32 protein-coding genes are annotated in these 24,429 nt (G+C 60.7%); 22 read left to right on the top strand and 10 right to left on the bottom strand.

Annotated elements, in window-relative coordinates:
* From FIU86_RS22245 to FIU86_RS22215, 7 genes are all read left to right on the top strand, one after another.
* A complete protein-coding gene (locus FIU86_RS22245) occupies positions 1–1,146 on the top strand; it encodes an aminotransferase class V-fold PLP-dependent enzyme (protein WP_157903889.1) in 1,146 nt (381 codons plus the stop codon).
* Between the two features lie 490 nt (positions 1,147–1,636).
* Positions 1,637–2,035 (top strand): DUF3768 domain-containing protein, encoded by a 399-nt coding sequence (locus tag FIU86_RS22240; RefSeq protein ID WP_088716889.1) that lies wholly within the window; start codon positions 1,637–1,639, stop codon positions 2,033–2,035.
* Positions 2,036–2,339: 304 nt separating this feature from the next.
* Positions 2,340–4,166, top strand: coding sequence for a ParB/RepB/Spo0J family partition protein (locus FIU86_RS22235; protein WP_088716890.1), 1,827 nt, complete (start codon positions 2,340–2,342; stop codon positions 4,164–4,166).
* A gap of 46 nt (positions 4,167–4,212) precedes the next feature.
* Complete coding sequence (locus tag FIU86_RS22740) at positions 4,213–4,845, top strand: hypothetical protein (RefSeq protein ID WP_174861803.1); 633 nt, start codon at positions 4,213–4,215, stop codon at positions 4,843–4,845.
* The gene (locus FIU86_RS22225) at positions 4,838–5,101 is read left to right on the top strand and encodes a hypothetical protein (RefSeq protein ID WP_088716891.1); all 264 of its coding nucleotides are present in this window, start codon (positions 4,838–4,840) and stop codon (positions 5,099–5,101) included. The genes FIU86_RS22740 and FIU86_RS22225 overlap by 8 nt, the downstream gene beginning before the upstream one ends.
* Positions 5,102–5,167: 66 nt before the next feature.
* Positions 5,168–5,407: a hypothetical protein gene (locus FIU86_RS22220; protein ID WP_088716892.1), complete on the top strand. Its 240-nt coding sequence runs from the start codon at positions 5,168–5,170 to the stop codon at positions 5,405–5,407.
* A 103-nt stretch (positions 5,408–5,510) separates the two neighbouring features.
* Positions 5,511–5,873 carry a hypothetical protein gene (locus FIU86_RS22215; RefSeq protein ID WP_088716893.1) on the top strand — a complete coding sequence of 121 codons (363 nt, stop codon included), beginning with the start codon at positions 5,511–5,513 and terminating at the stop codon, positions 5,871–5,873.
* A gap of 77 nt (positions 5,874–5,950) precedes the next feature.
* Here the strand turns inward: FIU86_RS22215 and FIU86_RS22210 are convergent, their stop codons facing one another.
* Positions 5,951–6,325, bottom strand: coding sequence for a thermonuclease family protein (locus FIU86_RS22210; protein WP_157903890.1), 375 nt, complete (start codon positions 6,323–6,325; stop codon positions 5,951–5,953).
* A 502-nt stretch (positions 6,326–6,827) separates the two neighbouring features.
* Here FIU86_RS22210 and FIU86_RS22205 point away from each other — a divergent pair.
* Positions 6,828–7,178: a single-stranded DNA-binding protein gene (locus FIU86_RS22205; protein WP_074647520.1), complete on the top strand. Its 351-nt coding sequence runs from the start codon at positions 6,828–6,830 to the stop codon at positions 7,176–7,178.
* A 307-nt stretch (positions 7,179–7,485) separates the two neighbouring features.
* On the top strand, positions 7,486–7,647 hold the full coding sequence (locus FIU86_RS22680; RefSeq protein ID WP_157903891.1) for a hypothetical protein: 162 nt from the start codon (positions 7,486–7,488) through the stop codon (positions 7,645–7,647).
* A 105-nt stretch (positions 7,648–7,752) separates the two neighbouring features.
* On the opposite strand, the gene FIU86_RS22200 is transcribed toward FIU86_RS22680, so the two are convergent.
* Genes FIU86_RS22200 through FIU86_RS22190 form a run of 3 tightly spaced genes read right to left on the bottom strand, consistent with a single transcriptional unit; the run spans position 7,753 to position 8,787 of the window.
* Positions 7,753–8,094 (bottom strand): hypothetical protein, encoded by a 342-nt coding sequence (locus tag FIU86_RS22200; RefSeq protein ID WP_088716896.1) that lies wholly within the window; start codon positions 8,092–8,094, stop codon positions 7,753–7,755.
* A gap of 22 nt (positions 8,095–8,116) precedes the next feature.
* Positions 8,117–8,542, bottom strand: a complete 426-nt coding sequence (locus FIU86_RS22195; protein ID WP_088716897.1) for a type II toxin-antitoxin system VapC family toxin — start codon at positions 8,540–8,542, stop codon at positions 8,117–8,119.
* Positions 8,542–8,787, bottom strand: a complete 246-nt coding sequence (locus FIU86_RS22190; protein ID WP_074647545.1) for a type II toxin-antitoxin system VapB family antitoxin — start codon at positions 8,785–8,787, stop codon at positions 8,542–8,544. Before FIU86_RS22190 ends, FIU86_RS22195 begins: the two co-directional genes overlap by 1 nt.
* 769 nt (positions 8,788–9,556) lie before the next feature.
* Here FIU86_RS22190 and FIU86_RS22185 point away from each other — a divergent pair.
* The 10 genes from FIU86_RS22185 to FIU86_RS22145 all read left to right on the top strand — a co-directional run bounded on the left by FIU86_RS22185 (position 9,557) and on the right by FIU86_RS22145 (position 14,685).
* Positions 9,557–9,772, top strand: a complete 216-nt coding sequence (locus FIU86_RS22185) for a hypothetical protein (RefSeq protein WP_088716850.1) — start codon at positions 9,557–9,559, stop codon at positions 9,770–9,772.
* Positions 9,769–9,978 (top strand): hypothetical protein, encoded by a 210-nt coding sequence (locus FIU86_RS22180; protein ID WP_074647538.1) that lies wholly within the window; start codon positions 9,769–9,771, stop codon positions 9,976–9,978. The genes FIU86_RS22185 and FIU86_RS22180 overlap by 4 nt, the downstream gene beginning before the upstream one ends.
* Positions 9,975–10,331: a hypothetical protein gene (locus FIU86_RS22175; RefSeq protein WP_088716851.1), complete on the top strand. Its 357-nt coding sequence runs from the start codon at positions 9,975–9,977 to the stop codon at positions 10,329–10,331. The genes FIU86_RS22180 and FIU86_RS22175 overlap by 4 nt, the downstream gene beginning before the upstream one ends.
* A complete protein-coding gene (locus tag FIU86_RS22675; RefSeq protein ID WP_157903888.1) occupies positions 10,328–10,492 on the top strand; it encodes a hypothetical protein in 165 nt (54 codons plus the stop codon). The genes FIU86_RS22175 and FIU86_RS22675 overlap by 4 nt, the downstream gene beginning before the upstream one ends.
* A gap of 11 nt (positions 10,493–10,503) precedes the next feature.
* Entirely contained in the window at positions 10,504–11,856 is a 1,353-nt protein-coding gene (locus FIU86_RS22170; RefSeq protein ID WP_088716852.1) for a class I SAM-dependent methyltransferase, read from the top strand.
* A 64-nt stretch (positions 11,857–11,920) separates the two neighbouring features.
* Positions 11,921–12,121, top strand: coding sequence for a hypothetical protein (locus tag FIU86_RS22165; RefSeq protein WP_088716853.1), 201 nt, complete (start codon positions 11,921–11,923; stop codon positions 12,119–12,121).
* Positions 12,121–12,588 carry a GIY-YIG nuclease family protein gene (locus FIU86_RS22160; protein WP_088716854.1) on the top strand — a complete coding sequence of 156 codons (468 nt, stop codon included), beginning with the start codon at positions 12,121–12,123 and terminating at the stop codon, positions 12,586–12,588. Before FIU86_RS22165 ends, FIU86_RS22160 begins: the two co-directional genes overlap by 1 nt.
* Before the next feature lie 172 nt (positions 12,589–12,760).
* A complete protein-coding gene (locus FIU86_RS22155) occupies positions 12,761–13,102 on the top strand; it encodes a hypothetical protein (RefSeq protein ID WP_088716855.1) in 342 nt (113 codons plus the stop codon).
* 501 nt (positions 13,103–13,603) lie between these two features.
* Positions 13,604–14,509: an ArdC family protein gene (locus tag FIU86_RS22150; RefSeq protein WP_088716856.1), complete on the top strand. Its 906-nt coding sequence runs from the start codon at positions 13,604–13,606 to the stop codon at positions 14,507–14,509.
* A complete protein-coding gene (locus FIU86_RS22145; protein ID WP_088716857.1) occupies positions 14,506–14,685 on the top strand; it encodes a hypothetical protein in 180 nt (59 codons plus the stop codon). Before FIU86_RS22150 ends, FIU86_RS22145 begins: the two co-directional genes overlap by 4 nt.
* Before the next feature lie 133 nt (positions 14,686–14,818).
* On the opposite strand, the gene FIU86_RS22140 is transcribed toward FIU86_RS22145, so the two are convergent.
* The 5 genes from FIU86_RS22140 to FIU86_RS22125 form a co-directional block, all read right to left on the bottom strand.
* The gene (locus FIU86_RS22140; protein ID WP_088716858.1) at positions 14,819–15,238 is read right to left on the bottom strand and encodes a hypothetical protein; all 420 of its coding nucleotides are present in this window, start codon (positions 15,236–15,238) and stop codon (positions 14,819–14,821) included.
* 53 nt (positions 15,239–15,291) lie between these two features.
* The gene (locus tag FIU86_RS22135) at positions 15,292–15,516 is read right to left on the bottom strand and encodes a hypothetical protein (protein ID WP_127562609.1); all 225 of its coding nucleotides are present in this window, start codon (positions 15,514–15,516) and stop codon (positions 15,292–15,294) included.
* The gene (locus tag FIU86_RS22670; RefSeq protein WP_172977615.1) at positions 15,509–15,661 is read right to left on the bottom strand and encodes a hypothetical protein; all 153 of its coding nucleotides are present in this window, start codon (positions 15,659–15,661) and stop codon (positions 15,509–15,511) included. The genes FIU86_RS22135 and FIU86_RS22670 overlap by 8 nt, the downstream gene beginning before the upstream one ends.
* A 255-nt stretch (positions 15,662–15,916) precedes the next feature.
* The gene (locus FIU86_RS22130) at positions 15,917–16,552 is read right to left on the bottom strand and encodes a hypothetical protein (RefSeq protein ID WP_127562611.1); all 636 of its coding nucleotides are present in this window, start codon (positions 16,550–16,552) and stop codon (positions 15,917–15,919) included.
* Complete coding sequence (locus FIU86_RS22125) at positions 16,552–17,265, bottom strand: AAA family ATPase (RefSeq protein WP_088716861.1); 714 nt, start codon at positions 17,263–17,265, stop codon at positions 16,552–16,554. Before FIU86_RS22125 ends, FIU86_RS22130 begins: the two co-directional genes overlap by 1 nt.
* A 635-nt stretch (positions 17,266–17,900) precedes the next feature.
* On the opposite strand from FIU86_RS22125, the gene FIU86_RS22120 reads away from it, so the two are divergent.
* The 3 genes from FIU86_RS22120 to FIU86_RS22110 are packed head-to-tail and all read left to right on the top strand — an operon-like array spanning position 17,901 to position 23,305.
* The gene (locus FIU86_RS22120) at positions 17,901–18,476 is read left to right on the top strand and encodes a transposase (RefSeq protein ID WP_088716898.1); all 576 of its coding nucleotides are present in this window, start codon (positions 17,901–17,903) and stop codon (positions 18,474–18,476) included.
* Positions 18,463–21,285 (top strand): relaxase/mobilization nuclease domain-containing protein, encoded by a 2,823-nt coding sequence (locus FIU86_RS22955; protein WP_088716862.1) that lies wholly within the window; start codon positions 18,463–18,465, stop codon positions 21,283–21,285. The genes FIU86_RS22120 and FIU86_RS22955 overlap by 14 nt, the downstream gene beginning before the upstream one ends.
* Positions 21,278–23,305, top strand: a complete 2,028-nt coding sequence (locus FIU86_RS22110; protein WP_088716863.1) for a type IV secretory system conjugative DNA transfer family protein — start codon at positions 21,278–21,280, stop codon at positions 23,303–23,305. Before FIU86_RS22955 ends, FIU86_RS22110 begins: the two co-directional genes overlap by 8 nt.
* Positions 23,306–23,358: 53 nt before the next feature.
* On the opposite strand, the gene FIU86_RS22105 is transcribed toward FIU86_RS22110, so the two are convergent.
* Complete coding sequence (locus tag FIU86_RS22105) at positions 23,359–24,429, bottom strand: type IV secretion system protein (protein ID WP_088716864.1); 1,071 nt, start codon at positions 24,427–24,429, stop codon at positions 23,359–23,361.

Below are 24,429 nucleotides of genomic sequence, written 5' to 3'. Positions count from 1 at the left end.
ATGACGGCACTCACCTCACCGCGCGTTCCAACCGCATATCTGAACATGGCCGGATCGGGGCCCGTTTCTGATGAGGTTCTGGCCGCAACTACGACATACCTGAAAATCGAGCAGCAGGTCGGGGCCTATGACACTGAGCTCGATCATCACGTCGAGCTTGACGAGCGCGTCTACGAAAATCTTGGCACCCTCTTAGGGTGCGTTGCGGCTGACATCGCGATCTTCGACAACGCTACCCGGGCGTGGACGGAAGTCGTGAGCCGACTTTCGTTTAAAGGCGCGCGCCGCATCCTTACAACCGAATACGAATACGCTGGGAACCTTCAGTATCTGAAGGATCTCTCGGAACGGGAAGGACTCGAACTGATCACGATACCCTGTACTGATAAAGGTGAAATCGACCTAGAATGGCTGCAATCAAACATGGGAAATGACGTTGGGCTCGTGTCCGTCGTGCATGTTCCATCTTGCTGTGGCATCATAAATCCTGTTGCGACCATCGGTGAAATCCTCTCGGGATACCAAGCTGTCTACATCGTGGATGCCTGCCAGGCTGTTGGTCAGGTTCAGATTGATGTCCACGCAACCGGTTGCGATGTGCTCACTGGTGCCGGGCGTAAATTCCTGTGCGGCCCCCGGGGCACCGGGTTTGCCTTTGTCTCAGCACAGCTGAGAGCCAGGATGTCTCCCGGATTTGTCGATCTTCACCTTTCTGATATCAAAGCCGATGGCCGGATCGAAAAAGACATGGGAAATGCGCGCTTCCTCGAAATGGGGGAGCGTAATTGCGGGGCCATCATCGGCTTGTCACGGGCCATCGAGGAGGCTCTGCATGGCGGGGATCGGCTAAACGATGGCATTTTCCGAATTCGCGAAGGCGTTTCCGCTCTTGAAGGGGTCATACCGATCGATCCTGGTAGGAACCGTGGAGGTATATTTTCGTTTCGTCATAAAAAGATTCCCGCCGAAGAGGTGGTGAGGAACCTCAGAGAGCACCGGATTGCTGCCTGGCGCATAAAGGGGTCTCATACCCCGCTTTATATGCTTCCCAGAGGACATATAGAGGGAGTGCGGTTGTCATCCAACAAGATCACAGTCGAGCATGCAGATTTGGTGGTGGCGGCGTTGAAGGATATGCTTGCTTGAGGACTGTCCTGAGGCACGTAGTTTGCCCCGACGCCTCGTTCAATTGAACTTCCTGTGCGGAAATCCCCGCAGACTAGGCTAGCCTCGCGCTGGCCTTTTTTTGGGCCTTGGACGATAATCTGTGATCGCCGCGCTCGCGCGGGGATCACACTGGCAGGGGGGATTCGGGCAAGCCGAACGCCCCCTGCATCCTTGGGCCAGGCCGCGCGAGCGCGCCCTGTCCGTATCGGGAACCGCCGGTTCCCCCACGCAAGCCCCATGAGCGGCGTCAGGGGGGGTGTCCCCAACCACGGTCTCGGCCGGGGGCCGAGCTGCGTGGCCGGGTGATCCCCCTCCCCCCCTTCCTTGTCATGGAGCTTGCGCGGGCCCCCCTCCTGCCCTCGCCGGGAGGCAGGCTTTCAGGAGAGGGACGCTTCGCGGTCCTCGCCAGAAACCCCGCCCCAATTTTCGGCACCAGACCGGATAGGGCATCACCACAAGGAGGCCAGACATGGCTGATATTCATTCGGAAAACACCGCAGAGGCGGCTGTCGAGGCAGCGCGGGTCGCGCTTATCGCAAGACAGAACGACCGGTTCCGCACCACATGGGGCGCTGACTTCACCGTTCCCGGCCAGATTGTCATGACGCGCGGCGTGGCCGCACTGTCGCACGAGGCACAGGTGGCGATCATGGTCGCGGTCATGCAGTTTTCCGAGTTCACCGAGGACAACGACCCTTACGGCACCCACGATTTCGGCATCTTCACCGTGGCCGAAGGCGAACGCGAGGTTCGGCTTTACTGGAAAATCGACCTCTACGACGCGGGCTATGAGTTCGGTTCCGACGATTGCGCGGACACCACTAAGACCCGCCGCGTGCTGACCATCCTTCTGCCCGAGGAATACTGAGTTCGGTTGCGGGGTCTCTCCCTGCCCCGCGCCGAGGCTGGCCTGTCGAGCAGGCCCAAGGGAGGGGCGGCAAGCGCCTCTCCCACCCCCTCACCACAACGGAAAGGAAGGTGAAATCAATGAGCAATGAAACCATGAAGCGCCGCATTGCCGAGGCTTGGGCGCTTCTCAGGAAGGGCGATCACTTTGGCATCGGACGCCGCTTCCTGATCCAGCACGGGGCCATCTAAGCCCCCTCGCCTCAGCCCGTCAGGGCTGGGGCACCGATAACACAAAAACTCACCACACGACAAGGATAAGACCCATGACAAAGCAAGAGACGATCATCGCCCCCATCGAACAGGTTCCCTTCGATGATCTGTATGTTTCCGACCTGAACCCGCGCACCGTGTTCAGCCCCGAGGGGATCGAGGCACTGGCAGAGAATATCCGCCAGCTTGGCCTGATCCAGAACCTCGCCGGGCTGCGCGATGAAACCGGCAAGGTTGGCATCGTGGCCGGAGGCCGGAGGCTTCGCGCCCTGGCTTTGCTGCAAGACGATCCGCGCTTCGCTACGGTTTCCGTGAAGATCGCGCCCGATCAGGCGACCGCCGAGATTTGGGCATCGAGCGAGAACCACCACCGCGAACAACCCCATGCCGCCGATGAAATCCGCGAATATGGCAGCATGGCCGAGCGGGGCGTTCCGGTTCCCTCCATCGCCATCGCGTTCGGCGTCAATGAAAAGCACGTCTATCGCCGCTTGAAGCTGGCAAGCCTGCCGGTGTCGGTTCTGGACGCCTTGAAGGCCGGGGAAATCACCCTGTCGAACGCCGCCGCCTTCACCGTCAGCGAGGACGAGGCGAACACGCTGGCCGTGCTGGAAAAGGTGCGGGGCGAGGGCTACAGCGATCACCAGATCAAGCAGATGCTCAAACCGGACTCGGTGCGCAGCACGGATCGGCGCGTGAAGTTTGTTGGCCTTGAGGCTTACGAGGCCGAGGGCGGGCGCGTCACTGGCGACCTTTTCGCAGACCAGACCTATTTCGATGATGTTGCCCTGCTGGACGAACTGTTCAAGGCGAAGCTGAACGCCACCGCCGAGGCCATGACCGGCGACGGTTGGAAATGGGCCGAGGCGATGGACACCACCTATCTTGGTTATTACGAGATCGAGGAACGGAAGCTGGACCGCATCTATCGGGATGAAGGGACGCTCACCGAAGAGCAGTCAGAGCGTTACGACGAACTGGCGGAATTGGCCGAAGGTGAGGTTCTGGACGCCGAGGGCGAGGCCGAACTGGCGGCGCTGCAAGCCGTGTTGGATGGTGCATTCAGCGCCGAGCAGAAGGCCGTTTCGGGCGTCCTTGTCTACGTCAACCAGAGCGGCGAGGTTCAGACCGCCGAGGGGCTGGTGAGGCGTGAGGACCGGGCCGCCGCCATCGAGGCCGGGTTCCTGCGCAAGTCCAGCCATTCGAGCGCCGAGGCCGAGCCGAAATCCCCCATCAGCCAGAAGCTGCGCGACGACCTGTCCCGTGTCGCACAGGGCGCACGGCAACATGCGGTGTTGCGCGATCCCGATCTGCTGATTGACCTTCTGGCCTACCAGTTGAGCCACGCCCTGCGCTGGAACGATCCGCTTGGCATCGCCACGACCGAGGTTCCGAACTGGCCTTCGACCGAGGCCGAGGGCTATGCCCTTGACGAGCGCCTGACCAGCAACCCGCCGCGCGATATGTGGGATGCGAAAGACCTTGGCGCATCCTTCCGCGCGTTTCGCAAGAAAGGCCCGGAGCATGTGCGCGGTGAACTGGTCCGGTTCCTTGCCGCTCAATATCGGGGCGGCGACGAGAAGCTGTCCGCGATGATCGACAAGGAGACGCAGCCGAATATCCGCGAAGTCTGGACCCCCAATGCGGCGAACTTCTTTTCTCGCGTCGGAGGCCCCTACCTCAACGATCTGTGGCGCGATCTGCTGGACCTGTCCGACGATCACCCGACCGCCACGACCTTCGCCAAGCTGAAAAAGGGCGAGAAGGCCGACAAGCTGGAAGCCCTGTTCCGTGGCGACCACGATCTGCGCAGCGCCCTTGGCGTCACCGACGAGCAGGCCGCGAAGATCGGGGCATGGCTGCCCGAAGGCATGAAGTGAGATCGAGGGCGGGGCGGCAGCGCCCCGCCCACCGATGGAGGTTCCCATGAGATTCAAGCGTTCACCCCGACACCCGTTCACCGACACGCCCCGCAAGCGGGCCGCACTGCGCCGGAAACAGCGCCTTGAGCGCGAGGCCCTTCCGTTGCTGGCCGATCAGATTGCCGAGGCACAGCCGAGCGAGGACCGTGTTATGGCAGACCGCGCACTGGCATGGTCCGAACAGGAAATCAGGGACCGTCGCGCTCGGGCAGAGAAGTGGCATGAAGCCCGCCGCCAGATCGACGCCCTGCCCGAAGATGAGCGCCGCGCTGTGCGGCGGGCATGGGACTGCGCCCCATACCCCGCCGACCCGTCTTATCTGTTGAGCGTCCTGCACAGCTACAGCCAAGGCAGGATCGACTTGAAAAGCCCGCCTTTCCCGCTGTCGCGCACCGACGCCTCGGGCGCGAGGATCGCGAACCTGTTCGCTTCATCTGACCTGTTCGTGACGATCCTCAAGGCGCGGGAGATTGCCGCCGATCCTGACCGTCACCCGCTGGCGGAACGTCACGCAGCCTATCACCATCTTCAACTGGCGGCATCGAAGAACAAGGATCGCGACCGCGCCGCCCAGAATCGCGTGTTGGCCTCGCAGCTATTCCTTCGCCTCGGAGAATTGGAGAACGCCCATGCCTGATTTCACCGCCCACCGTCATCCGGTCCTTGCCGTGCGCTGCCCCGATTGCGGCAGAGCGCCCGGCGTCTGGTGCCGTCGCCCGAGCGGCCACATGGCGAGCGACTTTCATCACAGTCGCAAGGTGGAGGCGGATCGCGTCTTCATCGACCAGCACGGACCTGACGCCAGCATCCTGCGCGACGGCGACGGATGGATCATTGATCCACGCGGGCGCGTCGGCATTCGGCCTCAGCCCGAGCAACTGGCTTTGTTCTGAGGGATATTCATGGCGCTGGCGAGAACTGATCGACTGTGCTACGACTGGAACTAAAGGAGAACTTAGATGTTTGATCGCCGCGCTCACGCTGAAGAAATCATTGCCGAACTGATCGGCAAGATGTGGAACTGGTTCTTTATCGGAGCTGCTGGCGCGGCTATCGTGATCGCCGCTTGCATCGCGTTCTTCGCGGGGGTCAACGTCCCCAATCTGATTTACTGGATCGGCACAGCCATCGCCTTCGGGTGCTTCGCACAAGCCGCCAATCTGTCGAACGAAATTCGGAGCCGCCGCGCGCATCTTTGACGCCGGGCAGGCCAGCTTTTTGAGAATATCCTTGTGGTGAGGATAACACTGGCCCCGCTCGCGCGGGGCCTCTTTTTTCCAGGGACCGACATTCAGGACGATCATGCACGACGACGACGAAACCACCTTCAAGGATAGGCTCGATCTGGTTCAGTATCGCATGGCCGAGATCGTCTTTTGTCCGGGCCGTGTCGTCCGGGCCTGCTGGCGTGGCGGGCGACCGACGATCAACCGCTATATGCTGGCCTTCCTGACTGTGTTCCTGCCTGCCCTCGGATTCGGCATCGTCATGGGATGGGCCATGAGCGGGTCCGAGCATTTCCTGTTCGGCGCGGATCGGACATTCACCCGGCAGCTTGGCGAGGCGTTCATGCTGATCTGGATGATTGCCGTTCTCTACCTGCTCGCCATCGGCATCACGATTATCGTCATGGGCTGGTTCCGAAAGGGACCGCGCCGAGGGTGATGCCCGGTGCGCCGGGACTGCGCCCCGACGCACCGGCCTTGCGCTACCCGCGCAGGGGCCGCTGCGCGGCTTGGCCGTCAGCACCAACCCTGCCGCCTGCCCCCATTGTATTCCCGCGCCAGCCCTTCCCCGATCAGGATACCGGCCACGTCCGCACGACCGATGTAAAGCCGCGCTAGCCCTCGGTCATTTCGGTCGCGGCCCGGCAACACGATCAGTTCCACCAACTCGCCCGAGCCGATCAGCTCGCGCAAGCGCCTCGTCGCCTCGTCACCAAGCGCCTTTTCATATGCACATTGCGGATCGTAGGTTTCCGGCGTGTCGAGACCGACCAGCCGGAACCGCTCACCGCCCAGGTCAATCGTGTCGCCGTCGATCACATAGACTGAAGCCGGATTGATCGGCTCTGCCGCCGTCCCGGTGTCGATCGACAGCAAGGCCGCGACGATCATCGCACCTGTTGCCGCAACTCCAAACAAGCGCCTGCGTCGCGCATGTTGTCCGCGTCTCGATCCAGTTTCTCGCAGCCAGTTTCGCAAGCCGCTCTGCCCTCTTCTGTTCCTGTGCCGGTTGTCGCTAGGCCGCCATCGGGTTTCCCTTGACCCATTTGCCGCTGCGCAGATGAGCATCCGTCGCCCCAGGTTTCGACCGTCGCCGTGATTGTCCTTGCAGTATGAATCGAGCCCCTGTCGAGATCCACACGCCGCTGCCTTCCTTGATCTGGAACCGACACTGAAATTCGTGCAACCCAGGTATTCACCCGTCTCCTTGGTCCGGGTTTCTCAAACGGAACATTGCTTGTTCCTCTCTTAGCGACCGTCCGGGGCTAACGCCCCGCCATTCAATCAAAAAATCGGTTTCCGCTTTGCGGACCCTCCGATTTTTGGCTTGATCGCATCGAGGACCAGCATGACCGTTTTTCATCGAAACACTAAGATACCAAGGAGACAAAAAATGAATACCTTCGCTGAGTTTGAAATCATCGGTCGGGTCGGTCAGATCAAGGAAGGCAACGGCGTCCTCTGGGTTTCCATCGCCGCCGAGTATGGCCGCAAGGACAATCACGGCGACTTTCAGTCGAAACCCTTCTGGAACGACGTGAGTATCTTCAACGAGAACGTCATCAAATGGGTCAAGGAAAACACCGTCAAAGGCGACCTGGTTCGCGCGACCGGCACCATCCGCTCCGAGAGCTACGAGACCAATAGCGGCGAAACCCGCCACGGCGTGAAACTGGCCTGCGACAACTTCGCCAACCTGGCCCACATGATCCGCAAGCAGATGGAGCGGCAACAGGCGGGCTGACCGCCCGGGCGGGCCTCACGGCCCGCCTGCCCTTCGGGCGCGGCGCTGCGCCCCGACCAATCGGCCGCCCCCATCGAGAGGGCGGCCGATCGCGCTTCACAGCCTTCAGCTCCGAACCGCCGACAAGCGGCAATGCGACACTGGACCCCTGCGAAGGTGCAGGGTCTGCCTCCTTGAAAAACAGCGGCCACTCTACACGGCGCGGCGAGCCGTCAACACCAAGCCCTTCGGGGCGCTGCGCGCGTGTTGACGGCCCGCCTTTCCCGCCGTGTCACCGAGCCTCGTTTTTTCAATCAGGAGACAGACCATGAAATTCATTCGCAAGCGTTCCATCAAACTTCGTCGCATCGCCGCTCGCCGGCTCCGAGCCATCCGCAAGCTGCTGCGCGCAATCGACCTCAGCCTTACGATCTCGATCAACCTCGGCTTCCTGAAGGTCGGGATCACCCTCAAGCGCCGCCCCGAGTAGGGCGGCTGCAACGGCCAGGCCCTCCGGGGCTTGGCCTTTCTGCATTTCATCTTCCCTGAAATATCCTCGGGGGAGCGCCGCCAGGCGCGGGGGCAGACAGCCCCCTCACCGCTCCGGGCACATGCGCCGCAGCGCGGCCATTCCATCCGTAATGGCCGGGCCGTTGGGCACCTGAAGCTGGCCCAGGTTCTCGGTCACGGCCGCCGCCGCCGCCAAGGCGTCGCCATCGCCGCTCGTCGCCAGATGCGCCAGCATGGCGGCCTGGTTTTGCAGCATGTTGCCGGTCACTTCGATGTTGGCGATGTTCGCCTGCACCATCTGCGACATGGCCGCGCTCACAAGCTCGCAATCGTCAGCCGAGCCTTCCTGCGCATGGGCTGCTGCTGCGCCAACCAGGTATGCCGCCGCTGGCAGGCTGCGCATCACGTTTGCCGCTATCAGTTTCATCGAAAGCTCCTTTCTTCCGACCTCATGCGAGATCGGTCTTCGCAAAATCATCGCCCTTGTAGAGCAAGGGGGCATGAAACGCCTTAGCGGCGGCGTAGGCGAGGGCGTCACCCATGTTGAGTTTCGCCGGATGACCGGCCACCTTGCCGTATTTCCTCAACGCCGCGATCGCCGCCGAGCCCATGCTTTCGGTGAGGTGCATTTCACGAACGCCGAGTGATTGGAGCAGGTCTGCGACAAGCTCGCTCGCCTTGTCGAAGTGCGCCTCGCTGATATGCGTTACGCCATCCTTTTCCTTCAGATCCCGTGCGATCCCGAGCGTCGTTTCTACCCGCACAACCGGCGAAATCATCAGCTTGCCTCGGGCCTGTTCCATTGCTTTGAGCATCGCCGGGGCTTCCGGCTCATTCAGCAGCACGGCGCAAAGCGCGCTGGCGTCGATGAACATCAGTCATCACCCCACAGCTCATCCATGAACGGCTTGTCGTCGGATTCGCGCGGTTTCAGACCTGCCTCGGCTGCCTTTCGCTGAACCTTCGCTACACGTTCCGCGAGGGTTTCCTGCTTCTCCAACGCCGCTATACTATTGAGCAAGGCCGTGCGAACCGCTTCGGTTTTGTTCCTTGCGCCAGAGGCAGCAAGGTAGCGGTCAACGAGCTTATCTACGTCCGGGTCTTTGATGTAGAGGGGCATGTGCATATCCTTTCAGGATATACAATATAGCCGAAAAGTATATCCCGCAAGTGCTAGTATCTTCGATTGTTGAATTTCGTGGCGAATCCCGGTCGTTCGTGACCTCGTGCGGTTGCTCGAGGACACGCCCGCCCAGGACCGCGCCCTAGGCTTCGGCCGGCAAGCGGCCTGCGCCCCGAGCCTTCCCCCCTGCTCGTCCCTGCGCCAAGGTGCGCCGCCCGCCGTCTCGTCCCGAGCCACCGGGCAGCGCGGCGCATGGTCCTGTCAGGGGGCCAGTCTCGGCCCATCCGGGTAACGGTCGCTTTCGCAGCGCCAGACCTTACCACAGGTCGCCTGCAAGGCCCCTGCCCCGTCCCCCTGGCCGGGGCGGTCTGGAAAGCTCTGGCGGAAGAGGGTTCGGAGATCCCCGCGCTTGCGCGGCGATCACACTGGCAGGGGGGATTCGGGCAAGCCGAACGCCCCCTGCATCCTTGGGCCAGACCGCGCGAGCGCGCCCTGTCCGTATCGGGAACCGCCGGTTCCCCCACGCAAGCCCCATGAGCGGCGTCAGGGGGGTGTCCCCAACCACGGTCTCGGCCGGGGGCCGAGCTGCGTGGCCGGGTGATCCCCCTCCCCCCTTCCTTGTCATGGAGCTTGCGCGGGCCCCCCTCCTGCCCTCGCCGGGAGGCAGGCTTTCAGGAGAGGGCCGCTTGCAGCGGTCCTCGCCAGAAACCCCGCCCCAATTTTCGGCACCAGACCGGATAGGGCATCACCACAAGGAGGACGATTTATGTCCGCACGTCTTTTTTCTCTATGGTCCGAATATGACGGTCTGCCCGGCGCGGAAGTGGTCTATTCCGCCAATCCCGACCTGCTGCGCAAGATGGGCCGCGATCATCACGCAGCCGCCACGCACAAGCCCGATCTACGCTTGCTCGATCCCGAAGGCAAAACCGTCGCAACGATGGATACTTGGGCGACTGACTGGACGGAGATGGGGGCATGAGTGCCCCCAACAACACCCCCGACATTCAGGCAGCGCGCATCCTTGATGCACTGACCGCGCTCTATCCTGACGCCTCCGGCCAGGTAGCCGATCTGATGGAGTATGCGCTTTGCGACCTGCGCCATCTGGCCGATCAGCATGTGATCTGTTTCGGCAGCACGGATCAGAAGGGGTATCGCACCTACCTTCAGGAGAAGGCCCAATGAAACCGCAGATTTCACTCATCGAGGGGCGGCACCTGACCGCCTCCGACAAGCGCAATATTCTGGCTTGCATCGAGTATCAGCGCGACAAGCATCCCGCCACATGGGGCGCGGATTGGCTGGGCCGGAAATCTTCGCCCAAGCGATACACCGTCGCGCCGATCCCGGAGACGACGAACCGCTACGAAGTCCGAATCCGCGAGCACTACCGCAACGATTATGGCTGTCCCTGCGAGCGCACGGCCCGCCTTGTGATCGAGACCAAGGGTGTCGATCCCCTGCCCGCCGCCAAGTCGCACCCGGCTTGGGACAACGACGACCTTTTCGCAGCCATGCCTCGGGGAACCGAGGCATGAGCTGGCGCACCTTCGAGACCCGCGAACACCCCGACGACCTGCCCCGCGTCCACAAGGACGAGGCAACGGCATGGCGCTACGCCAGCCGCACCGGGCACGAGGTTTGGGAAGTGATCGAATATGGCCCGAACGCTGGCGAGCGGTTCCTGGGCCAAGGATGAAAGACGAGAGCATGACATTTCACAGCGAATTTCCAAAGATTGGCGAAACCGACCAGAAGGACCACGGCGCACCGGCAATCCGGCGCAGCCTGTCCGAGATCGTCGCGGAGTATGATGCAAAGGCCGAAAGCATCCCCGGCGCCATCGAGGCTTTCAAGAGGGCCGAAACCGCGATCAATGCCGCCGCTTGCATCGGCGGCACCTACGGCGGGCGCGTCTTTGCGACCGATCCGAGTCTATACGAGCGCGACGTGCGCCTGACCCTGCTGCGATCCGCATGGAAACACGTCTACGAAGGCTTGAATATCGAGAACATCGCCAGCGCCAAGGACCGGCAGCAGCTCGACTTGAAGCTGACCAAACCCCTGCCCTTCACCTTGGAAAATATCGCTGAGGTGTTCGGGAGCTATTTGCTCGATCAACGCTTTCACGTCCTCAAGGGGTTGGCCGAATGCTTCACCGATCTGGACCCGGCCTATAAGAGCCATTCCAAAGTGAAAATCGGCGTTGAGGGCCTGCCGAAACGGATCATCGTTTCCTATGTCACCGGCTGGAACAGTTGGGGCCGGGAGCGGGTGAAAGATACCCTTAACGCCCTGCGCGTCTATCGAAGCCAGCCGCGCTATACCTACCGCGAGTTTGAAGACACGATGGACGAGGTGCAGCGCCACGGCGAGGCTGATTTCTGCGGTGGCATCATCCGCGTTTTCAAGAATGGCAACGGCCACCTGATTTTCGACCCCGAGGGCCGAAAAGACATCAACCACGCCCTGGCCGAGTTCTATGGCGAAGTGTTGCCCGACGCGCCAAACGAGGCCGAAGCGAAGCGGCCAAGCACAGATGTTGCCCGCGATCTGCAATTCTATGCCAGCCCCCGGCCCGTGGCAGAAACCGTGATCGACGCCCTGCACCTTAGCGGCGGCGAGGAAATCCTAGAACCGTCTTGTGGCGACGGCGCACTGATGGACGAGCTGGCCCGGCGCAACGCCGATCTGCGCGAAAACCGGATGAGCGGGGCCGTGTCCGTCACAGGCGTTGAATACGACGCCGCCCGTGCCGACCTGGCCCGCGCGAAGGGCCATCACGTCATGACCGCGAATTTCCTTCAGGTCGCGCCCGATCCGCGGTTTGATAAGGTGGTCATGAACCCCCCTTTTTATGGGCGGCACTACAAGAAACACCTCGATCATGCGGTAAAGTTCCTGAAGCCCGGCGGCTGTCTGGTCTGCATCCTGCCCGCGTCCGCCTACTACGACCACGGCACCACAATTGGCGACTGGCGCGATCTGCCTGTGGGCAGCTTCGCCAGCTCCGGCACGAACATCCCCACCGGATACTGTGTCTATTACAAGCCCCGCGCCTGATCGTCGGGCGGGCCTTCCGGCCCGCCCTTCCACCTAGTATTCTGGCTACAAAGGAATTTTCGACATGATGCAGAGCATTTATCTTCGCGCTTATCTGGCAGGCTACGCGGGCCGGCATATCCCCCGTTCGATTCGCCGCCTGATCGCCGGAACCGAGTTTCACCGCGCATGGCTACTCGGGAGCATGGGCTTTTTTGAACAGGGCGGCGTTCGCTACGGTCCCGCATACCCTTACGGCATCGCACCCGAGTCGGAGCGGGCCTGATGGCCCGCCGATCTCGGGGCTTCACCCGTATCCGCTGGTTTCGGCGCAATGTGGCTTGGGGAACAGTCTATCTTACCTGTGACGAGGAAGACCCCTGCCGCATCAAGATCGGCTTCACGCAGCGCAAGACAGTTGATCGGAGGAAGGAGCTTTCGCGCAGCGTTCAAGGCCGAATGGTCATTGTCCAGACCGTGAGAATGCCCCATGCGTTCGCTCTTGAGGCCCGTTGTCACGCCAAGGTGGGGCGTCTGGCTGGACGAGACCGGACCCGCAATCGGGAATGGTATATCCTTCGAGACGGCGCATCGGTTAGCGACGTGGCACAGCTCATCACCGAGCAGGCGACACGGCTTCGCCGTATTGCCCGCCTCAAAATTGCATGGCCGATCTATGGCCGCATATCCCTTTTCGATTCAGGCTGGCGGCCGACAGGGCGAACCGACCCGATCAAGAGCGATCTGGTCTAGCCTCTTTCATCTTCCTGAAAATATCCTCGGGGGAGCGCCGTGAGGCGCGGGGGCAGACAGCCCCCTACGTCCTTCCTAGCCTGCACATTCCAGTGGCAGGAAACCGCCATTCGATGATGCGCTTAATGTCAGCGATGCTATAATATTGCGATGAAGCAGACGAGGAATTTCCGTGGCCGATAAGATCCAGCTTACCCCGAATGTCATCAACGAGCAGGGCTTACGGCTAAGCCTAAAACATGGAGGCCAGCTCGAAATTGAATGTCGTGAAGAACCATTCCGCAAGGGGCCGAGCTGGCACGGCCTTTGGTTCATGAAGAGTATCGATCCGTCCGGCGAGGTTCAGATGCTGGTGACTGCCCGGATGGATGCCACGCGGGGCGGGTTCAAGGTGAGAGAGTTCAAGACCGCTACCGGGATTATCTCCTTTCTTTCCGATTGCGGTTTCGCCGCTGTGCATTTCCCGCTTCGCGCCGGTGATAAGACGACGCTACGCCTTCAGCTTGCGGCCTGATCTAACGTCAGCTCATGGGCGACAGCTCCGCCCTTTCATCTTACCTTAAATATCCTCGGGAGAGCGCCGCAAGGCGCGGGGGCAGACAGCCCCCCGGCCGCGCAGGCGCCCAATGGATAGACAGGGGTTCGGAGATCCCCGCGCTTGCGCGGCGATCACACTGGCAGGGGGGATTCGGGCAAGCCGAACGCCCCCTGCATCCTTGGGCCAGGCCGCGCGAGCGCGCCCTGTCCGTATCGGGAACCGCCGGTTCCCCCACGCAAGCCCCATGAGCGGCGTCAGGGGGGGTGTCCCCAACCACGGTCTCGGCCGGGGGCCGAGCTGCGTGGCCGGGTGATCCCCCTCCCCCCCTTCCTTGTCATGGAGCTTGCGCGGGCCCCCCTCCTGCCCTCGCCGGGAGGCAGGCTTTCAGGAGAGGGCCGCTTGCAGCGGACCTCGCCAGAAACCCCGCCCCAATTTTCGGCACCAGACCGATAGGGCATCACCACAAGGAGGCCAGATATGGCTAAAGAGCGTTTTGACATCAAGCAGCACGTCACCGACACGATCATTGCGCAGATCGAGGCGGGCACCCCGCCGTGGCGCAAGCCGTGGACGGGCGACATGAGCGGCGCGAGCTTTCCCTTGCGGCACAATGGCGATTCCTATCAAGGCATCAACATTCTGATGCTTTGGGCGACGGCGCATGTTCGCGGCTACAATTCCGCGCGCTGGATGACCTTCAAACAGGCCCTTGAGCTTGGCGGTTGCGTGAAGAAGGGCGAGAAGGCGACGAAATCTGTTTTCTATGGCTCGATTGAACGCGAGGACGAGAACGCGGCAGTGGGCGAGGACGGCAAGCGCCGCATCCGGTTTGCCAAGACCAACAATGTTTTCAATGCCGACCAGATCGAGGGCTTGCCGGAAGCCTATTACATCCGCCCGGAACCGCCCCGCGATCTTGGCACCGAGGCCGACGCCGAACTTGACGCTTTCTTTGCCCGCAGCGGGGCGGAAATCATCACCACGGAGGAACCGCGCGCCTATTTCCATCCGACGAAAGACCACATCCATATGCCTCCGATTGCGACGTTTTACAGCGCCGCCGGATACTATGGGACACTTGCCCACGAACTGACCCATTGGGCTTGCGGTGAAAAGCGCCTTGCCACTCAGAAGGCCCGTGCGAACCGGAAGGAATACGCCTTTGACGAGCTGGTCGCGGAGATCGGCGCATGTTTCCTTGCCGTTCAGCTTGGCGTCGAGCCGCAGTTTGACCAGAGCGCGGCCTATGTCGAAGGATGGCTTGAGGCCCTGAAATCCGACAAGGAAATGATTTTCAAGGCTGCTGCCGAGGCACAGAAGGCCGTGGACTACATCAACGAAAAGGCCCGCGTATCCGAGGGTGAAAAGCAGGTGGCCGCATGAGCGGCCCCCACACCCTGCCCCGCCTGTCCTGCCGCAAATGCGGCAGGATAAACCCGCCGGTCTATTTCGCGCCGGTGGCGATCGAGGGCGAGGGCTCTTGCATCTGCTACGCTTGCGCCGAGGCGCGGCAATGGCTGGACCAAGACGGCAATCTGCGCCCCGGCGTCGAGCTTTGAACCTGTCAGCCCCTGCCCCCGGCGGGGGTTTCCTTTGCCCTGGTGCTATGTTTGACGGGGCCGGGGCCACGCTTGCGCGCGGCCCCGGCCCCGCCCGGCGCTTCGCGCCGAGCCTGCTTTCGCAGGCGCAAGGTCAGAGGCAGGTGAAGGGCATGGGATCGCCAAGCTCAACCTCGGTCGAGCTGTCGCCAATCATAACCGTGACTGTCTGATGCGCGCGGAATCCGGCGATCAGAGTTTCCCATTCCACGGGGTTGGCCGTCGCTTTTCCGTAGCGCCCATGCACCATTGCCGCGCCGATCCTGTTGCCATCGGGAAAGCTGAAGCCCACCTCGGCCGACAGGTCGGGGTTGTTGCCGGCTTCGATCAGGACGGCGCTTTCCGAGGTCCCGTAAACCGTGTTCGGATCACAAACCAGCGAGACCACCATGCCCGCATTCTCCGTGCGGTAGAGATCGACCCCGCGTTCATGCTCATGTTCCCAGGCACTTGCCACAGCGGGCGATGCCGTCAGAATAATTGTGCTGCAAATCAATGCTTTATGAAACTGCATAGGCTGCCTCCTTTTGGGAGCCAGCCTAGCATTTTGAGAACAAAAAGGGAAGATTATTCAAAGGTTTCGGCGGTTTCCGACCATTTGTCTTGCCACACGTCGAAAGAGGCAACCACGCGCCCCTCGGGGTTCTTCAAGGTAATTTCCCCGCGCGTCTTCGGATCGCGCATGTAAGCCGCGCCAAACTCGCGCAGGGTCTTCGAGCTGGTCGAGTAGACCGTGCCAAGGCTTCGCCCGTCTTCCTCGGCCGACAGCGAAAACATTGGTGTCTTACTCATAGATGACATTTTCCCTACGCCCGTCCTTCCAGCGCGGAAGTATCTCGCCGGTGTTCCACTCGTAGAGCCATCCGACGATTTCGCGCGTCCTGGCATCGAGGATGCGCTTGATTGCTTTCGCTTCCAGTCTTTTTTGCCTCGGCATGGTTTTCACTCCGTTTTTTTGATCCACGGAGCGCCCCGTTCCCGCGCCTTCTTCATCATTGAAGGGAGGGTAAGCGCTCGCTTACCCCTGCCGAGCGGCGAGCGTGAGAGGATGGGGGTGAAGCAAAATCGACAGGGGTGGTGCGGCCCGCAGGCGCAGCCGAGGACACGGCCCTGTCTATTTTGCTTCAGGGGGAAGGAAGCCGAAACTCCTTCCCCCTTCTACGCAATAACGTGACGCGGCTTGCCGCGTCTTCTAATCTTTCTTCTGTCGAAGCTCTTCGATGACTTCATCAAGGCAGGTCCAGAACACTGGTTCGAACTGGCCCCGCACCATCGCGCTATCGGATTGGAGACGAAGCGGATCATGCTTTTCGCGCAGATCGTCCAGGATGTTCGCGGGGAGCCGCTTCGTTGTGTGGTAGCCTTCACGCATCGGGAGGCGATCTGCCTCGGGCTTTTCGATGTATTTGGCCTTCAGCTCGAACCTGGCCGTTGCTCGGCGTCCGGCAAGCACGATCACATCGCGGGCCGCGATCCCCTGCCCTTCCAGAGCATCGAGTTTCTTGCCCTGATCGACCTTCACAGCAGCGTCGAGGCGCGTTTCCCGTTTTTCTGCGGCGGGCTTTGGTGCCTTTGGGGCCTGCGGTTGTCGCTCTTTCTCCACGCGCGGGCGAGCGGGCTTGTCAGCTTTAGGCTTGCTGGCAGAGGGCGTGTCGGTTTCAGGATCGGGCTTCGGAGGAGTTGGCGTTTGTTTAGCCGCCGGTTCCGCCGGAGCGGAGGGTTTCGGGATTTCCGCTGCGAAGGTTCCGGTGCTTTCGCGAGTGGTTCCGAAATTGGTGGTGTATTCAGGGTTGAAGCCCTTGATGTTCGGGCGTTGCTTTCGGGCCATTATGCGATCCCTCCAATGTCCTGAAGGATCGCCAGTGCTTCGTCCAGAGCCTCTTCATAGTGCTTTGCGTGGGTGCGGAGCAGAGGGTTCGGATCGTTGCGCCGTGCCTCAGCGAGATAGTGGAGAAATCCGAGGCTGGCGGCGTCTTTATGCTGTTTGCGCTCCATGAAGTAGTTCTGGACGACGGGGAAGGATTGAACCGCTTCCAGCTCAAGTTGCTGTTCGGTTTTACTCATCCGTGCGGGAACGCTGGAAAGAACGACATGGAAGGTCGGCAGGTTTTCGGGATCTTCGGTCCTTCCCCGGAGGTCAACATACCATTTGTGGGTGTCTTGCGTGATTTCCATATCGTCGTTGGACAGCATCATGGGCACCACAAGAATGTCGCTGAAGGCCGCGAGATCGTCGGCCCAAGCACCAGCGGCCCCGAGCGTGTCAACGAAGATGAAATCCGTTGACCCTTCTTCCCAGGCAGCATCCACCCGCGCCTCGAATGCTTCGGGTGACTTCAGCTCTTCGATGGTGAAATTCGGATCTTCGATCTTCAGCTTCTCAGCCCATCGAAACAAGGCTTGTTGCGGGTCAGCATCTAGGACAAGGCATTTCTTGCCTGTGTTCATAGCTGCACTCGCCAGGGCACGGGTCAGCATCGTCTTTCCGGCGCCGCCTTTGCGTGTCATGACCGTGATGACTTTCATGTTTTCGTTCGGCATTGCTCGGCCTCATGTTCAGTGTTGCTTGTCCGGTGTTCCGGGCTGATTGTCGCTTGTCGCTTGTCGCGTTTCAACTGTCGCCTGTTACTTGTCCCTTGTTGCGTGTTGCGGGTCAAGTGTTAATTATCCAGTGTCCAGTGGCCAGTGTCCAGTGTCCAGTGCCGCTTGTTGCCTGTGGTATGTTCCGTGTTGCGTGTTGTTTGTCGCGTGGCAACTGTTCATTGTTACGTGTTACGTGTTGCGTGTTGCGTGCGGGGCGGAGCGTTAAGGAGGCGAAAGGGCCGGCGTGCTGCCTCTCTTCTTCATCGCAATCAGACCTTTCGCTGGGACTGTCTGCTTCGGTCGGGGACGGCATGGCGCACAGGAGCACCCGCAGCGGCTCGCTGAGGGTGCTTCCGAGGCTTCTGAGGGGGAGGGGTGCGGAGAGGCGCTTCTAGCGCCTCACGGGGCATTTTTAGAGGGGTGGGCCGGAGCGGCCCAGATCGAACCAGGGTTCGATCACGGCACGGGCTAGCCGTGCCTAATGCGGAATACAGCCGAACTTAACGGCTTCGACACTCGACACAATCCCCGGATTGCGTCGAAGCCTATTCGTCTGTATGAAGGTGGCAGGAAATAAGGAGTGTATGTTCAGTATGTCGTCGCGCCGCCGTCTAACCCGTGAAGAACGGCTCGTCATCGTCCGCGAGAGCGGAAAAGGCGTTTCCGCAAAGGCACTTGCGGCGCGCTTCAAGGTGACGGAACGGGCGATCTACTACACGGTTCGGACTGAAAAAGAGCGCCGCCGCGAAAGCAGCATCAGGACGCGCCAGGTCAGCGTAACCGTTACCGAAGAAGAGCTTCGCGCGTTCGATGCCGTCTTGAGCAAGAACGGGATCAACAGCAGATCGGATGGTTTGCGCCGCCTGATCCAGTGTGCGAATGGCGTTTTCATCCCCGATGAACACCTGTCTTCTGAGCTGAGCAGCTTCCGTGCAGCCCTGAATCGTGTGGGTAACAACGTCTCCCAGATCGCCAAGCGCATGAACGAGGCGAACAAGAAGGGCCTTCGACCGCCCTTCGGGCCGGGCAGTCTATCGCAGATGCGGAGCCTCGCCGGGTTCGTTCTGGACTTTGCCGATCAGGTTCATTCGCTAGCAGAGCGCCGCCGCAGTCACCTGACATTGACGGTCAATGCCGCCTTGAAGGAGCTGGCAGATGGCGAAGAATAATGCGGTTGCCGCCGTCACTGGTGAGCTTTTCCAAGATGGGTGGAGCAAGGTTCGAGGCTCTATGCAGGGCCTGGGTCAGAAGCGGCAGCAGATGGCCCGTGCCGGGGCGGGGCATCGAGCGGCCGTTTTCAAGGCAATCCGGTCAGGCGGAACACACACGCGGGGTCAGCTCGTCAATCAGCTTGAGTATCTGACCACCAAGAGTTCGCATATCGTGGACAGCCGTGGCGTTCTCGATGGGAAGCGCCAGTTGAGCGCCGACGAGATCAAGAGCGTGGCAGATCGTTTCACCGAGCGTTGGGACAAGGGTTTCAACCCGAAGATGGGGCACACGACCCATCTGCTTATGTCGTTCCCCGTTGGCACGCGCGGGGCTGATGTTCGAGACATTGCCAGCGACGTTTGCGAGCGGTTCTTCGCCACGGAAGATCGCAATTTCGACTACCTGATCGCGGTGCATGAGGATCGGGCTCATCCTCATGCCCATGTCGTCCTGAACCGGCGGTCCCAGGAGGGCGAGTTCTTCTATCTGGGGCGGGATCACCATTTCAACTACGACGACTTCCGCACGGCGATGGTCGAAGAGGCTGAAAAATATGGTGTTTGTCTCGAAGCAACGCGCCGTTTGGATCGGGGTGTGGTAACATATCAGCCGCGCACCAAGGAGGTTTACGCGGCCAAGGAAGAGGGCAGGGAGCCGGTTGGACGTGTCCGCGTCGGGCGCGATCTGGACCGCGCGCTGGCGGAGATCGCCAGCAATACGAAGGTTTACCGTTCACTGGCCGCCGAGGCGTCGGCCGAGAACCGTGAGGATATTGCAAACGCCTTGTTTCGTGCCGGTGAGATGATGGCACGGGGCGGGCATCTTGAACAGAATGGAGAAGTTTACATGGCCGAGGAACAGTCCTTTGATGATCTGAGAAGCAGCTTTGCCGCACGGATGGAGCGCGTTGAGGCGATGGTTGCCAGCACGCCCGAGGTGCAGCGACCCCAAGCGCAGGCGCGTCTCAATGAAATCTATCGGGGGGTTGCCCACATGCAGCCTCTTGGCACCCGTTCGCAAACGCTACTTGATGCGCCTTCGGCCGATGGGGTCTATTCCGAGACCAATGTGAACCGCGATGCCGTCGAGCGGCTGCGCGAGCCTGAGACGAGGGCGCAGATCGAAACGGCCTTGCGTGGCACAGGCATTTCGTCCGAGACGATCATCGCACGGATCGAAACCACAGCGAATAACGCTGCGCTGGAACGCCAATGGCTTTCCGATGATTTGAGCCGCATCGCGGAGACTGATGGGCTCAATCTCGAACGGCGCGAAGATCTTCAACAAGCGGTGGACAAGCTGGACCAGGTGCATGTCCAGCTAGGGACCGCGCTCGAACGGGCCGAGGTTCTGCGCGACGATGGGGTGTTCGAGGACGATCCGGATTATCAAGACTTCCTGCGCGATCAGGCGAACGATGAAGTCTATCGGGAACGTGTCAGCGATGAGCTGCGGACCGAGGACGCCTTAATTCGAGCTGAGAATGATGGCATTTCCGCACGAGAGGCTGAGGCCGTGGCCGAGGTCGAGAAGGGGGTTCGTGACAATTTCGATGGGCCAAACAATGACTATGCCACATTCGAGCCTTTGGTGATCGAGCGGGATCGTGCGGCGCAGGGGCGCACGAATGTCAGCACCAACGCGGAGCTGGGCATGGCGTTCACGGCTCTGGCGAAAGAGCGCGCGGCAGGAGGTATGTCGGTTGAAGATCAGCGCCGGGCCGATGCTTTGTTGCGCGACACCGCTGACAGATATGGTGAGCAGATGCGCGACGGGTTGGTGCGCGAGGATACCCGCGAGTTCCGTTCGCATGAGCATGAGGATTTTGCGGGCTACAGTGCTGAAGTAGAGCGGTTCGAGCAGGATCGCTTGCGCGAGTTCGATGATGCGATGCGCCCCTACGAAGTCGAGACCGACAACGAGGGCGGGGTTTCCCATCAGGCCCATATCGAGCAGGCCAGCCTTGATCGCATGAGCAGCCGCATCCGCGACGAGCTTATGTCAGCCGATCAATCGGAGGACTTCGATACGCGCTATGATCGTGTGCAGGCTATGTCCGAGGACGGCCGGATCGAGGCAATGGCGCGGGAGCGGATTGCAAGCGAGCAGGCCGATTATCTCCGAGACAAGCCGGAAATCGTAGCGTCCCCGGACCTGATCTATCGTGACCAGCCCTATCAGGAAACGATTGTCGATCACGACCTATACGACCGGATCGAGACGGAGGCCCGCGCCGCCGGAGCTGACGAATCCACCGATGTGAAGGCGACTGTCGCAGATGACTTCAAGGCCCGGTATCCGGACATGCCCGATCACCTTGCACGGGGTCTGGGTCAGACCTACGCCACGGCAATGAGCATTCGGGACAGTGAGCGGGTTTCCGAGGTGGCGGCGCAACGTGAACTGACCAGCGCCGGCCGCAGTCCTGAGATCGAGCGTGTCATTGCTCACGAACGTGACGACAAGATCAACCCGACCTTCGCAGACGAGGCCAGTGGCCGCGCCTATCGCGAGGAAATCGAACGCGAGCTGGATGACGAGCGGATCGAGGCATTGCGCGAAGGCGATGCAGATGCCTTGGAGAACGTCATTGATGACCGTCTGGAACGGCTCTACGCCGCGAAAGCCTATCTGCAATCGGATGAAGCGACGGCCAACAGCGAGGCCACCCGCGAGGTCATTTCCGAGATTGCCGATGAAGAATACGATGCGCAGCGCCTGAAGCATGTTCAGAGCCACAGCGAAAAGGGGCAGACGCATGGATAAGGGCAAGATCGCAGTTGGCGTAATCCTCCTGACGCTGGTTTCGGCCGCTGTCGGCTATGTGATTGCGACTGCCTACCTCACGTTTCGCGATTATGGGCTGTCGGCTGAGATTGACTTCTTCTGGCTGGCGCAGAACTACCTGGATATGCGGATCGTCCGCCCCAACGACTTCGAGAAGGTCAATCTCATCATCGGCGGCTTTGCCCTAGCCGGGATGCTTCTGAGCGCGGTTCTGTCCGGGTCTGCACTCACCCGCTTCGGGCGCACCCATTGGCAGAAGGCCGCTGAAATGGCCCGCAACGGGTTTTTCGGTAAACCCGGCACAGGGTTTATCCTGGGCAAGATGGGCAAGCCGAAGTCGCGCGGAAAGCTCGTCACGTCGAAGGTTTTTCCCCACGCATTGATCGTCGCACCGACCGGGCGGGGGAAAACCACCGGCTTCGTTATCCCGAACCTTCTTACCTTCAAAGGGTCCGCCGTGGTCCTGGACGTGAAGGGGGAGAATTTTGAGCATACGGCCCGGCATCGAGCGTCGGAGGGCGACAAGGTGTTCCGCTTTGCACCGACCGATTGGCACGACCGGCGCAGCCATCGCTACAACCCGCTGCTGAGGATCTTCGAGCTGGACGATCCTGACCGAAAGCAGATGGAGCTTCAGCTTCTCGCCTCGCTCTTCCTGCAAGCTGACAGTGATCGTGTCCAAGGGCTTCTGAAAGGCGGTATCGACCTCTTCGTTGCAGCCGGTCTTCTGGCCTTCGAGCGGAAGCGGCCCACCTTGGGCGAAATCTACCGGATCAGCGCGTCCGGCGGCAATAAGCAGAAAGAGTTCATGAAGCGTCGGGACGAGGTTCGGAACCACGCTGCGAAGCTGATTTTCGAGCGGCTTGCATCCACCAACAACGATACGCTGACCTCCTATGTGTCCCTGTTGATGACCTCGGGCCTCGATCAATGGAGCAACCCGGCGATCGACGCCGCCACCATCGAATCGGACTTCGATTTCCGGACGATCCGCAAGAAGCCGTTCACCGTCTACCTGGTCGTCGCTCCGAACATGGTGAAGCCGATGGCCCCGCTGATCCGCCTGTTCTTCTCCGACCTGATTTCATCGCTTCAGGACAAGGAGCCGGGCAAGGATGAACCCTGGCCGGTGATGATTATGCTGGACGAGTTCAACCGCCTCGGGAAGATGCCCATCGTGGTCGAGAGCATCGAGACGCTGCGCTCCTACAAGGGGCACTTGGCTATCGTCACGCAAACGATCCCTGCGCTGGACGAGATATATGGCGAGAACACCCGCAGGGCGTTGCAGGGCAACGCTGGTGTGAAGCTCTACCTCACGCCCTCCGATGAAAAGACCGTCGAAGAACTGAGCAAGGCCGTGGGCAAGACGACCAAGCGCGTGGTCACGCGATCCCGGTCGATTGGTCGGAACCCCTTCGAGGGTCGCAGCATGTCCGAACGCACCGAGGAAACGTCTCTGTTGCCCGAAGATGAGGCGCGGCGGATGCCGCTCGATGACATTGTGATGGTCGTGGATGCCCAAATGCCGATCCGGGCAAAGCGTATCCAGTATTACGACGATCCGTTTTTCAAGGCGATCCACGGCGCACAGAAGGGCGAGCTACCTTTCCCTGAGCGGACCTTGAAAGCCGTCGAGCCGGTGATTGCGGAAGAACCGGAGGACGAGGCGCAGCCGACGCCGGCGGCTGCGCCGCAGGAGGCGGCCGAGAACCTTTCCGTGAAAGAGGCCAGCGATCAGCCTCATCGAGCAAAGCTGAAAACGTCGAAGCGCAAACGGTCCAAAGCTGTCGCCCAGGCTACGCAGGCGACTCGGGACATGGACGAGCGCCAGCGCGAGTTAGACCTGTCTGTTCAGCAGAGGCTCGATCTGCCCGAGCCGGGCGACGTTTCCGATGCCGACGTGCAGGCGTTGCGTGATGCCGATGCAAAGCTGGCAGAGTTCGAGGCAAGTTTTACGGAAGGGCAGGGAGGCGAACGCGCAACCGCGGCCGAGTAGCGATGTCCTTGCCGACCAACACAAAGAAAAAGGCCCGCTTGTGCGGGCCTTTTTCAATCTCCGAGGCGGTCAGCTCGATCTTTCATGCGCTGCATCTTGGCACCCGTTCCGGTCGATGGTGGGGTGCCTCCGCCCGTCGAAGACGGCGATCCCCGCATCGAGGCCATAGCTCGCCTCCCATATTCATTGGCCCGAAGGCCAACCACTTCCGCCGTAGAAGCCGCTCCCACTTGGTAGCGGTTTCGGGCTTGTTGGCTTCCCATAGCAGCTCGGGCGAACTGATAGCTGCCGCCCATCCCTGCATTCATGGCAGGCATGACGATGTTGCCAGATAGGGAGCGCGCGATAAACGGGGTCGCCAGAATGAAACCTTTTCCCATCAGGATCATCATGAAGAAGGGCAGCAAGGCACCGATGTTTGCTGCGCTTGAGGGGTCTCCGAGACGGTCGATCAGCGCGCTCGCAACGCCGATGATGGTCGAGAATACGCCTGCGATGATGATCGGATACATGGAAAAGGAGATCAGGGTGGACAGCCACCGAGCAAAGTAATCCTTCGTAACGTCGAAAAGCGTCAGGAAGATCATGATCGGAGCAAGGCCAATCAGGATCGAGATCAGCATCCTTGACATCATCACAAGCCACGCTGCGATCGCGCCTAGAACCGAGAGAAGGAACATTCCAAGCGTGTCGATCAATGCCCCGGCCATCCAGTTCAGGTTCTCACCGATCGCGTTGAGGTATTCGCCCATGCGGTTGATGAGCTGGTCAAATTCTTCCGCATAAGTTCCAGACGGCCCCGGCGCACCGCCACCTACCGAGGCCACTAGAGACCCGGCGATGCTGTCGATCCCGTTGAGAATCCCGTCTGCAAGATAGTTGAATTGGGCCCAGTTCGTTGCAAACAGCGCTACCAATCCGATCTTCACGGCAAGCCAGAATGACGTGCGCCCGTCCACACTTCGAACCTGAAAGGCCATGTTTATGAAGATCAGGATTACGATCAGTGTAGCGGACAGGGCAATCACAGTTCCAACGGTCGCAGCTATAGCTCCGAACTGTGATTCGGCTGCTTCTTCCAGGAAGCTATCAGCCGTCTCTACGAAGAAGGTTACTACGCTCAT

The organism is Roseovarius sp. THAF9, from assembly GCF_009363715.1.
Lineage (GTDB): Bacteria > Pseudomonadota > Alphaproteobacteria > Rhodobacterales > Rhodobacteraceae > Roseovarius.
This window is presented reverse-complemented; position numbering and strand designations above follow the sequence as displayed.

Excerpts from the sequence above, each read along its gene's own strand:
- FIU86_RS22245 (WP_157903889.1), top strand. The coding sequence starts at position 1 with ATGACGGCACTCACCTCACCGCGCGTTCCAACCGCATATCTGAACATG.
- FIU86_RS22240 (WP_088716889.1), top strand. The coding sequence starts at position 1,637 with ATGGCTGATATTCATTCGGAAAACACCGCAGAGGCGGCTGTCGAGGCA.
- FIU86_RS22235 (WP_088716890.1), top strand. The coding sequence starts at position 2,340 with ATGACAAAGCAAGAGACGATCATCGCCCCCATCGAACAGGTTCCCTTC.
- FIU86_RS22740 (WP_174861803.1), top strand. The coding sequence starts at position 4,213 with ATGAGATTCAAGCGTTCACCCCGACACCCGTTCACCGACACGCCCCGC.
- FIU86_RS22225 (WP_088716891.1), top strand. The coding sequence starts at position 4,838 with ATGCCTGATTTCACCGCCCACCGTCATCCGGTCCTTGCCGTGCGCTGC.
- FIU86_RS22220 (WP_088716892.1), top strand. The coding sequence starts at position 5,168 with ATGTTTGATCGCCGCGCTCACGCTGAAGAAATCATTGCCGAACTGATC.
- FIU86_RS22215 (WP_088716893.1), top strand. The coding sequence starts at position 5,511 with ATGCACGACGACGACGAAACCACCTTCAAGGATAGGCTCGATCTGGTT.
- FIU86_RS22210 (WP_157903890.1), bottom strand. The coding sequence starts at position 6,325 with ATGATCGTCGCGGCCTTGCTGTCGATCGACACCGGGACGGCGGCAGAG.
- FIU86_RS22205 (WP_074647520.1), top strand. The coding sequence starts at position 6,828 with ATGAATACCTTCGCTGAGTTTGAAATCATCGGTCGGGTCGGTCAGATC.
- FIU86_RS22680 (WP_157903891.1), top strand. The coding sequence starts at position 7,486 with ATGAAATTCATTCGCAAGCGTTCCATCAAACTTCGTCGCATCGCCGCT.
- FIU86_RS22200 (WP_088716896.1), bottom strand. The coding sequence starts at position 8,094 with ATGAAACTGATAGCGGCAAACGTGATGCGCAGCCTGCCAGCGGCGGCA.
- FIU86_RS22195 (WP_088716897.1), bottom strand. The coding sequence starts at position 8,542 with ATGTTCATCGACGCCAGCGCGCTTTGCGCCGTGCTGCTGAATGAGCCG.
- FIU86_RS22190 (WP_074647545.1), bottom strand. The coding sequence starts at position 8,787 with ATGCCCCTCTACATCAAAGACCCGGACGTAGATAAGCTCGTTGACCGC.
- FIU86_RS22185 (WP_088716850.1), top strand. The coding sequence starts at position 9,557 with ATGTCCGCACGTCTTTTTTCTCTATGGTCCGAATATGACGGTCTGCCC.
- FIU86_RS22180 (WP_074647538.1), top strand. The coding sequence starts at position 9,769 with ATGAGTGCCCCCAACAACACCCCCGACATTCAGGCAGCGCGCATCCTT.
- FIU86_RS22175 (WP_088716851.1), top strand. The coding sequence starts at position 9,975 with ATGAAACCGCAGATTTCACTCATCGAGGGGCGGCACCTGACCGCCTCC.
- FIU86_RS22675 (WP_157903888.1), top strand. The coding sequence starts at position 10,328 with ATGAGCTGGCGCACCTTCGAGACCCGCGAACACCCCGACGACCTGCCC.
- FIU86_RS22170 (WP_088716852.1), top strand. The coding sequence starts at position 10,504 with ATGACATTTCACAGCGAATTTCCAAAGATTGGCGAAACCGACCAGAAG.
- FIU86_RS22165 (WP_088716853.1), top strand. The coding sequence starts at position 11,921 with ATGATGCAGAGCATTTATCTTCGCGCTTATCTGGCAGGCTACGCGGGC.
- FIU86_RS22160 (WP_088716854.1), top strand. The coding sequence starts at position 12,121 with ATGGCCCGCCGATCTCGGGGCTTCACCCGTATCCGCTGGTTTCGGCGC.
- FIU86_RS22150 (WP_088716856.1), top strand. The coding sequence starts at position 13,604 with ATGGCTAAAGAGCGTTTTGACATCAAGCAGCACGTCACCGACACGATC.
- FIU86_RS22145 (WP_088716857.1), top strand. The coding sequence starts at position 14,506 with ATGAGCGGCCCCCACACCCTGCCCCGCCTGTCCTGCCGCAAATGCGGC.
- FIU86_RS22140 (WP_088716858.1), bottom strand. The coding sequence starts at position 15,238 with ATGCAGTTTCATAAAGCATTGATTTGCAGCACAATTATTCTGACGGCA.
- FIU86_RS22135 (WP_127562609.1), bottom strand. The coding sequence starts at position 15,516 with ATGAGTAAGACACCAATGTTTTCGCTGTCGGCCGAGGAAGACGGGCGA.
- FIU86_RS22670 (WP_172977615.1), bottom strand. The coding sequence starts at position 15,661 with ATGCCGAGGCAAAAAAGACTGGAAGCGAAAGCAATCAAGCGCATCCTC.
- FIU86_RS22130 (WP_127562611.1), bottom strand. The coding sequence starts at position 16,552 with ATGGCCCGAAAGCAACGCCCGAACATCAAGGGCTTCAACCCTGAATAC.
- FIU86_RS22125 (WP_088716861.1), bottom strand. The coding sequence starts at position 17,265 with ATGCCGAACGAAAACATGAAAGTCATCACGGTCATGACACGCAAAGGC.
- FIU86_RS22120 (WP_088716898.1), top strand. The coding sequence starts at position 17,901 with ATGTCGTCGCGCCGCCGTCTAACCCGTGAAGAACGGCTCGTCATCGTC.
- FIU86_RS22955 (WP_088716862.1), top strand. The coding sequence starts at position 18,463 with ATGGCGAAGAATAATGCGGTTGCCGCCGTCACTGGTGAGCTTTTCCAA.
- FIU86_RS22110 (WP_088716863.1), top strand. The coding sequence starts at position 21,278 with ATGGATAAGGGCAAGATCGCAGTTGGCGTAATCCTCCTGACGCTGGTT.
- FIU86_RS22105 (WP_088716864.1), bottom strand. The coding sequence starts at position 24,429 with ATGAGCGTAGTAACCTTCTTCGTAGAGACGGCTGATAGCTTCCTGGAA.